9 protein-coding genes and 1 pseudogene are annotated in these 7,499 nt (G+C 70.8%); 3 read left to right on the top strand and 7 right to left on the bottom strand.

The window, feature by feature from the left end:
* Positions 1–169 (bottom strand): annotated as a pseudogene (locus Q0V34_RS20440) (hypothetical protein); the annotation flags it as partial.
* A 102-nt stretch (positions 170–271) separates the two neighbouring features.
* Positions 272–1,138, bottom strand: a complete 867-nt coding sequence (gene motA / locus Q0V34_RS20435; protein WP_297516149.1) for a flagellar motor stator protein MotA — start codon at positions 1,136–1,138, stop codon at positions 272–274.
* Positions 1,139–1,263: 125 nt separating this feature from the next.
* Between motA and Q0V34_RS20430 the strand changes: the two genes are divergently transcribed.
* Positions 1,264–2,583: an MFS transporter gene (locus Q0V34_RS20430; protein WP_297516147.1), complete on the top strand. Its 1,320-nt coding sequence runs from the start codon at positions 1,264–1,266 to the stop codon at positions 2,581–2,583.
* 153 nt (positions 2,584–2,736) lie between these two features.
* Here Q0V34_RS20430 and Q0V34_RS20425 read toward each other — a convergent pair whose 3' ends face one another.
* Positions 2,737–3,387 (bottom strand): helix-turn-helix domain-containing protein, encoded by a 651-nt coding sequence (locus Q0V34_RS20425; protein WP_297516145.1) that lies wholly within the window; start codon positions 3,385–3,387, stop codon positions 2,737–2,739.
* 168 nt (positions 3,388–3,555) lie between these two features.
* Here Q0V34_RS20425 and Q0V34_RS20420 point away from each other — a divergent pair, with 168 nt between their 5' ends.
* Positions 3,556–3,924, top strand: a complete 369-nt coding sequence (locus Q0V34_RS20420; RefSeq protein ID WP_297516143.1) for a nucleoside transporter — start codon at positions 3,556–3,558, stop codon at positions 3,922–3,924.
* An 8-nt stretch (positions 3,925–3,932) separates the two neighbouring features.
* Here Q0V34_RS20420 and Q0V34_RS20415 read toward each other — a convergent pair whose 3' ends face one another.
* The 3 genes from Q0V34_RS20415 to Q0V34_RS20405 all read right to left on the bottom strand — a co-directional run bounded on the left by Q0V34_RS20415 (position 3,933) and on the right by Q0V34_RS20405 (position 6,501).
* Positions 3,933–4,334: a hypothetical protein gene (locus Q0V34_RS20415; RefSeq protein WP_297516141.1), complete on the bottom strand. Its 402-nt coding sequence runs from the start codon at positions 4,332–4,334 to the stop codon at positions 3,933–3,935.
* Positions 4,335–4,402: 68 nt separating this feature from the next.
* Positions 4,403–5,020 carry a response regulator FixJ gene (gene fixJ, locus Q0V34_RS20410; RefSeq protein ID WP_297516139.1) on the bottom strand — a complete coding sequence of 206 codons (618 nt, stop codon included), beginning with the start codon at positions 5,018–5,020 and terminating at the stop codon, positions 4,403–4,405.
* The gene (locus Q0V34_RS20405) at positions 5,017–6,501 is read right to left on the bottom strand and encodes a PAS domain S-box protein (RefSeq protein WP_297516137.1); all 1,485 of its coding nucleotides are present in this window, start codon (positions 6,499–6,501) and stop codon (positions 5,017–5,019) included. Before Q0V34_RS20405 ends, fixJ begins: the two co-directional genes overlap by 4 nt.
* A 118-nt stretch (positions 6,502–6,619) precedes the next feature.
* Here Q0V34_RS20405 and Q0V34_RS20400 point away from each other — a divergent pair, with 118 nt between their 5' ends.
* Positions 6,620–6,721: a hypothetical protein gene (locus Q0V34_RS20400; RefSeq protein WP_297516135.1), complete on the top strand. Its 102-nt coding sequence runs from the start codon at positions 6,620–6,622 to the stop codon at positions 6,719–6,721.
* Between the two features lie 6 nt (positions 6,722–6,727).
* Here Q0V34_RS20400 and Q0V34_RS20395 read toward each other — a convergent pair.
* A partial coding sequence (locus Q0V34_RS20395) for an ATP-binding cassette domain-containing protein (RefSeq protein WP_297516132.1) occupies positions 6,728–7,499 on the bottom strand: 772 nt, incomplete at its 5' end.

Here is a 7,499-nt window from a genome sequence, read left to right as displayed (position 1 = left end):
CCTGGTCCTTGGCGGCCGCGGCGTCGGTCACGGTGCTGGCGTCGGCGGCGGCGGCCTTGGCGGCGGCGCTGTCGGCGCCGGCCTCGCTCTTCTTGCCGCACGCGGCCAGGGACAGGGCCGAGACGGCCACGCCGGCGATCAGAAGCTTGCGAAGAACGGTGGTGCTCATGCGGTTTCCCTTCCAGCTGGTCGCGTCGTCTTCGAGGAACGACGTCTTGCGGCGCAGGGAATACCGCTTCGAGAGCGCGTGCAAGTTACGAGGCCGACAGCCCTATTCGTTCGGGATCTGCTGCAGCGCCTCTTCCAGCTGGGCGAAGCTGGGCTGGGCCGCCGAGGGGACGTGGCCGCGGCCGATCTCGACCGAGATCTGGGCGGCGTTGCCATGCAGGTGGGCCACCAGCACGGCCTGGATGATCTTGTAGAAGCTGCCTTCCTCGTTCACCACCGACGTCAGGCGCAGGGCGAACGGGGCGACCAGGCCATAGGCCATGAACACGCCCAGGAACGTGCCGACCAGCGCGCCGCCGATCATCGCGCCCAGCACGGCCGGCGGCTCGGTGATCGAGCCCATGGTCTTGATGACGCCCAGCACGGCGGCGACGATGCCGAGGGCGGGCAGGGCGTCGGCCATGGCCTGCAGGGCGTGGGCGGGCTCGAGCGCCTCGTGGTGGTGCTTCTCGAGCTGCTTTTCCATCGCGTCCTCGACCTGGTGGGGGTCCTCCAGGTTCATGGTCATCATCCGCAGCGTGTCGCAGATGAAGTCGACGGCGAAGTGGTCGTGGGTGATCTTCGGATAGCGATTGAAGATCGTGCTCTCGTGCGGCTTTTCGATGTGGCTTTCCAGGGCGATCACGCCCTTGGACTTCATCGTCTTCGTCAGCAGGAACAGCAGGGACAGCAGGTCGCGATAGTCGTTCGCGTTCCACTTCGGACCCTTGAAGATCTTGCCGAAGCCGCCGGCGGTGGCCTTGATCGTGGTCATCGAGTTCGAGATCAGGAACGAGGCGATGCCCGCGCCGAGGATACACATCAGCTCGTGCGGCGCGGCCTCGATGATGACGTCCATCTTGCCGCCGGACATGATGAACGAGCCGAACACCAGGCCGAAGAGCAGGACGATGCCGATGATCTGGAACATGGTGGTGAGGCCGACCCCGATAATGACGGCGCATCTTCGCGGTTAATGATTAACCCGAGGTTCCCGCCGCGCCGGATGCTCGCCATCCGTTGCACGCTTCGGCGGGCGGGTCTAACGGTTGTTTGATGACTGGGGAGACTCAAAACGCCCGGGACAACCGGGGTCCGTTCGCCATCCTCTTCGGCGTGTCCGTCGCGACCGCCTTGGGGAACAACGGCATGCTGTCGGTGCTGCCCGCGATCGGCCGGCAGATCGGCATCCCCGACGCCATGGTGGCGGCCATCTTCTCGCTGTCGGCGGTGCTGTGGGCGATCACCTCGCCGATCTGGGCCCGGCAGTCGGACCTTCGAGGGCGCAAGCCGCTGATCCTGCTGGGCCTGGGCGGCTTCTGCCTGTCGATGACGCTGTGCGCGGTCGTCGTCTCGGCGGGTCTACGGCATCTGGCCCCGCCGATGGTGATCTTCGTGCTGTTCCTGCTGTCGCGCGCGCTGTTCGGCGGGTTCGGCTCGGCCGCCAACCCGGCCACCCAGGCCTATATGGCCGAGCGCACCAGCCGCGAGGAGCGCACCCAGACCATGGCCACCCTGGCCGGCGCCACGGGCCTGGGCACGGTGGTCGGGCCGCTGCTGGCCCCGCTGTTCGTGCTGCCGATCGTCACCCTGGCCGGGCCGATGTTCGCCTTCGCGATCCTGGCGGCGGCCATGCTGGCGGTGGTCTATCGCGGCCTGCCCGAGACCTTCCGGCCGGCCGGCGGAGAGCCGCCGCCCCGGCGGCGCGCCGGCCTGCCGTTCCTGGGCCGCGGCGGCGGGACGGGGCTGTGGAAGGATCCGCGCCTGAAGCCGTTCCTGATCTTCGGATTTCTCGTGGCCTCGTGCCAGACGGCCCAGACCCAGACCCTGGGCTTTCTGATCATCGACAAGCTGGGCCTGACGCCGATCAAGGCCCAGGGCTTCATCACCCTGGCCATGGCCGCCGGGGCGGTGGCGGGTCTCCTGGCCCAGTGGGGCCTGATCCGCATGTTCCGGATGGGGCCCCGCGACCTGATGCGGTGGGGCGTGGCCTGCGCGGCGGTCGGCAACGCGGTGGTCGCCTTCGCGCCGGACTACGCGGCCGTCGCCATCGGCTACGCCATCGCCTGCCTGGGCTACGGCTTCGCGCGGCCGGGCTTCACGGCCGGCGCCTCGCTGTCGGTCGACGCCCAGGACCAGGCCGGCGCCGCCGGGGCGATCGCGGCGATCAACGGCCTGAATGTCGTGGTCGCCCCGCTGTTCGTGCTGCTGTACGAGCGGGTCGGCTGGGGGCCGTTCGTGCTGAACACCGCGATCCTGGTCGGCCTGCTGGCCTACGCCCTGCGCCAGGCGGTGCTGCGAACGGTGAACCAAGCCGGTCCCGAGGACGAAGCCACGATCGCCGGCCTGGAGCGCGCCGACGAGGGCGGGGTTTAGGGGGCTCGCCTCTCTTGAGCCGTAAAACTTGTCATCCCGGCCGAAGGACCGCGCGGCGGGCTGTGGAGCCGGGACTCATGGGCCGCCTCGCCGCGCTTGAGCCTGGGTCCCGGACAGCCTCTGCGAGGCTTCCGGGATGACAGGAATTAAAACCTAGGCCGTCATCCGCTCCAGCGAGCGGCGGTCCTTCAGCACCACGTGGCGGACGCTGGGCAGGGCGATCAGGCCCTCGTCCTGCAGGGCCGTCAGGGTGCGCGAGACGGTCTCGATCGTCAGGCCCAGATAGTCGGCCATGTCCTGGCGGCCCATCGGCACGTCCAGCTCGGCCTCGGCGCGGGTGCGCTGGGCGATGTCGAGCAGCAGGCCCACGACCCGCTCCTGTGCCGAGCGGCGGCCCAGCATCAGCACGTGGTCCTGGCTGCGCTGCAGGCCCTCGGCGGTCAGGCGGAAGATGGCGCGGGCGGCGTCGCCGCGCTGGGCGGCCAGGTCGCTGAGCGCGCCGCGGCGGACCATCCGGACGGTGGCGTCGGTCAGGGCCTCGGCGGTGACCCGGTGGGTGGCGCCCATCTCCAGGCCGAAATAGTCGCCGGCGAAGTGGAACTCGTCGATCTGGCGGCGGCCGTCGCGCAGGATCCGATAGGTGCGCACGGCGCCGGACACGACCTGATAGACATAGTCGGCGTCCTCGCCCTCGCCGAAGATTTCCTCGTCGCGCGACAGGCGCAGACAGGTGGCGGGCATGCCCAGGACGCCGTCCAGGGCGAAGTCGGTGTCGAAGCTCTTGGCGCGGATCGGAGACAACATGGAAAACCCCTCTTTGCGGAGTGGTTTTTGCGCCAACGCAAACGAGTCCGAAATTCGTGTCTTATGCCTAAGGACACCCCTCTAAGGGAACGTCCTTAGAGAGTGGCCCGCGCCCGCCTTTTGAGGCCGATCAAGGTTTTACGGACCGCGCGGCCGCACCGTGGCGGCATGTGCGACTTGCCCGGCCTGACGGACCACGTGGCGGTCCCCCGTCTCATCCTGCTGCTCGTCGCCGACGAGCCGCTGCGGGACGCCCTGCGCTTTTCGCTGGAGACGGAAGGCTACGCGGTCAACGCCCCGGCCAGCCCGGAAGCCTGCCAGCTGTGCGCCGACTGCCGCGCGGCGGCCTGCGTGGTGATCGACGACGGCCTGACCCCGCTGCCGGTCGCCGCGCCCGGCCGGCCGACGGTGGTGCTGACCGGCGACGCCCAGCGCTTCCGGCGACGCGGCGGCGACGGCGCGGTGTTCCTGCTGGAAAAGCCGCTGCTGAACGACTCGCTCGGGCGCGAGCTGGCGGCGCTGCTGGCGGTCCAGTAGCGGTCGCCTCAGGCGGCGAGCGCCCCCGACCGCGCCGCCGCCGCCAGAACCATCGGCCACAGCACCACGATCGCGGCGAAGACGGCGGTCGGGCCCCAGGGCACGGCGGTCGGCCCGGCGGCGCGCCAGAGCGGCAGGACATAGATCAGCAGCCAGGCGCTCTTGTAGACGATCTGCAGCAGCAGCACGGGCCAGAAGAGCCGGGGGGCGACCAGCCCCGCCGCGGACAGGACCAGGATCGCGCCCCACAGGCTGGCGACCAGCAGGCGCAGCCCTTCCGACTCCGCGATCGCGCCGCCCAGCGCCGGCACGCCAGGCCCGTTCCTCAGCAGCAGCAAGCCTGTCAGCACGGGCGCGAGGATGACGATATTGGCGCCATAGGCGGCGCGAAGCCAAAGCTCTCCGGACACGTCGGCGCTCCTTCTGACCCGGGGATCGCCCAGGGTACGCGGGACGGCGCCCGGCGGACGCGCCGGCTCTAGCCGCCGCGCACCGACAGGGTCATCCGCACCAGGGCCGCCAGGTTGTCGGCCTGCATCTTGGTCATCAGCTTGGCGCGGTAGATCTCGACCGTGCGCGGGCTGATGCCCAGCTCGCGGGCAATGACCTTGTTGGCGTGGCCGGCGACGACCCCGTCCAGCACCTGGCGCTCGCGCTCGGACAGGGTCTCCAGGCGCTGCAGCACCACGGCCTGGTCGTCGGTGACCGGCGCGGCCTCGACCGCCTTCAGGGCGCGGCCCAGGGCGTCCAGCATCCGCGCGTCCGAGAACGGCTTTTCGATGAAGTCCACGACCCCCGAACGCATGGCTTCCACGGCCATGGGGATGTCGCCGTGGCCGGTGATCATCACGATCGGCATCCTGACCTTCAGCGCCGCCAGCCGGGCGACCAGGTCCTGGCCGCTCATCTCGGGCATGCGCACGTCGGTGATCACCACGCCGGACCGGGCGGTCGGCAGCGCCTCCAGGAAGGCCGGCGCGCTGGCGTAGGTCTCGACCTCGAAGTCGGCCGACTCCAGCAGGAAGGCCAGCGACTCGCGCGCGCTCTCGTCGTCGTCGACCACGTGCACGACGGGGGGCGGGGCGACCTCTGTCATTCGACGGTCTCCTTCTGATCGGCGGATTGATCGGCCGGCGCCAGGGTGAAGCGGAACACCGCCCCGCCGCCTGGATTGGCCTCGGCCCAGATGCGCCCGCCGTGCGCCTCGATGATGGACCGCGAGATGGACAGCCCCACGCCCATGCCTTGCGGCTTGGTGGTCATGAAGGGCTGGAACAGCCGCTCGCGCACGTCCTCGGCGATGCCGGGACCGGTGTCGGCGACGCTGACCTCCGACCAGCCCTGGTCGGTCACCGCGCTGGTGATGGTCAGGGCCTTGCGCCGCGCGCCGCCCTCCTGCATCGCGTCGATGCCGTTGCGGATCAGGTTCAGCAGCACCTGCTGCACCTGGACCCGGTCGGCGAAGACGGCGTCGGCGGCGGGATCGAGCGACAGGCGCACGTCGACCTGCCGGTCGCGTTCGCCGATCAGGGCCAGGGCCGAGGCCTCCTCGATCAGCTTGGACAGGCTTTCGGGCCCGCGCTCGCTGGCCCCGCGCCGGACGAACTCGCGCATCCGGTGGATCACGTCGCCGGCCCGCAGGGCCTGGGCGGCGGCCTTGTCGATGGCCTCGCGCACCTTGGCCTGGTCGGCCTCGCGCCCCCGGTCGATCAGCCGCCGCGAGCCGGTCAGCAGGTTGGCGATGGCCGACAGGGGCTGGTTCAGCTCGTGGGCCAGGGTCGAGGCCATCTCGCCCATGGCGGTCAGGCGCGAGACGTGGACCAGCTCGTTCTGCAGCTCCTGCATCCGGGTCTCGGTCTCCTGGCTCTGGGTCAGGTCGCGGATGAAGCCGGTGTAGGACGGCGTCGAGCCCCGGGTTTCGCCGACGGCCAGCTCCATCGGGAAGGTCGAGCCGTCCTTGCGGACGCCGACCACCACCCGGCCGACGCCGATGATCCGCTTGTCGCCGGTGCGGTGATAGCGCTGGATGTGGGCGTCGTGGGCGGCGGCGTGGGGCTCGGGCATCAACAGGCCGACATTGCGGCCGATGGCCTCCTGGGCGGTCCAGCCGAACATCCGCTCGGCGGCGGGGCTGAACGAGGTCATGATTCCGTCCCGGTCGATGACCACCACGCCGTCGGGCACGGTGTCGAGGATCGAGCGCAGGTGGTCGTTGATCGCCGCCGCCCGTCGCCGGGCCGCGTGGAACCAGCCGCCGCCGACGGCCATGCCAAAGCCCACCGACAGGAAGATGGCCGCGCAGATGCCGCTGACCAGGTTGAACGGGATGTCGCGCGTCACCCACCAGACGGCGGCCCAGGCGAAGGTGGTGGCGAACACGCCGGGACCCACCCCGCCCAGGGCCGCGGCGATCAGCACGGCCGGCACGAACAGCAGGAACGACGACGGCGCCGTGAACGCCTGCGGCAGATAGAGGCGCGCCACCGCCGTCGCCATCACCGCCGCGAAGGCGGCCATGTAGGCGGTGGGATGGGGGTCGCTGTACAGGGTCGAGGACAGGCCTCGGGCCGGCTTCATCGGCGCTGGGAGCTCCACGGAAATCGCGCCCCTATAGCCGCGCCGTTTTGAGCGAGGTCAAGGCGGGACAATTGCGTAGGGTCAAGGATGAACCCCTCGAAGTTAGGGGAGAATTCCGATGTCGGGCGGACAAATGGCGTATCTGGATCTGGTGATCGGCGCGTTCACGGTCTTCGCCGTCGTGCTTTTCGCGACCTACATTCGCGTGAACATGAAATAGAACCGGTCAATCGGTGGGGACGAGGCTCGGCGGGACGACCGCCGGGCCTTTTTCTTTGGCGGTCATGTCGAGGCGACGACCGCAGATCGCGGTCGGCGCGGGGCGGTGACTGATCACGACGAGGCCCTGGCCGGTGCGGCGCAGGCGCGCGTCCAGTCGCGCGACGACCCGGGCCTCGGTCGCGGGGTCGAGACCCTCGGTCGGCTCGTCCAGCAGCAGCCACGGCGCGTCGCGCAGATAGGCGCGGGCCAGGGCCAGGCGCCGCCGCTCGCCGCCCGACAGCCGCTCGCCCTCGTCGCCGAGATAGGCCGACAGGCCCTCCGGCGCGGCGCGGATCCGGTCGGCCAGGGCGGCCGCCTCCAGGACGTCCCACATCTGCTCGTCGGTCGCCCGGGGCGCGGCCAGGCGCAGGTTGTCGCGCACCGTGCCGGCGATCAGGCCAGCGTCCTGCGGCAGCCAGGCCAAGGTCGCGCGGGGCGGGGCGGTCCCGCCGCGCAGGCCCAGCAGGCTCTCGATCGCGGTGGTCTTGCCGCAGCCGGACGGACCGACGATGGCGAAGCGCTCGCCGGGCGCGAGGCTCTGGCCCAGCACGGTCAGGACCGGCGTCGCCGCCGGCCTTGGATCGGGCGCGCGCGGCGCATGCCGCAGGATCGCGTCCAGTCGGGTCCGCGCCGCGTCGGCCGCGCCGTCCTGGTCGAAGGCCTGGGCGAGGCCGGACAGCGCCTCGACGCTCATCGCCGCCGCCAGACCGGCCAGGGCGGCCAGGGCCGGCCCGGCC

The sequence above is a fragment of the uncultured Caulobacter sp. genome (assembly GCF_947036865.1).
Classification (GTDB): Bacteria; Pseudomonadota; Alphaproteobacteria; order Caulobacterales; family Caulobacteraceae; genus Caulobacter.
This window is presented reverse-complemented; position numbering and strand designations above follow the sequence as displayed.

Excerpts from the sequence above, each read along its gene's own strand:
- motA (WP_297516149.1), bottom strand. The coding sequence starts at position 1,138 with ATGTTCCAGATCATCGGCATCGTCCTGCTCTTCGGCCTGGTGTTCGGC.
- Q0V34_RS20405 (WP_297516137.1), bottom strand. The coding sequence starts at position 6,501 with ATGAAGCCGGCCCGAGGCCTGTCCTCGACCCTGTACAGCGACCCCCAT.
- Q0V34_RS20400 (WP_297516135.1), top strand. The coding sequence starts at position 6,620 with ATGTCGGGCGGACAAATGGCGTATCTGGATCTGGTGATCGGCGCGTTC.
- Q0V34_RS20420 (WP_297516143.1), top strand. The coding sequence starts at position 3,556 with ATGTGCGACTTGCCCGGCCTGACGGACCACGTGGCGGTCCCCCGTCTC.
- Q0V34_RS20430 (WP_297516147.1), top strand. The coding sequence starts at position 1,264 with ATGACTGGGGAGACTCAAAACGCCCGGGACAACCGGGGTCCGTTCGCC.
- fixJ (WP_297516139.1), bottom strand. The coding sequence starts at position 5,020 with ATGACAGAGGTCGCCCCGCCCCCCGTCGTGCACGTGGTCGACGACGAC.
- Q0V34_RS20425 (WP_297516145.1), bottom strand. The coding sequence starts at position 3,387 with ATGTTGTCTCCGATCCGCGCCAAGAGCTTCGACACCGACTTCGCCCTG.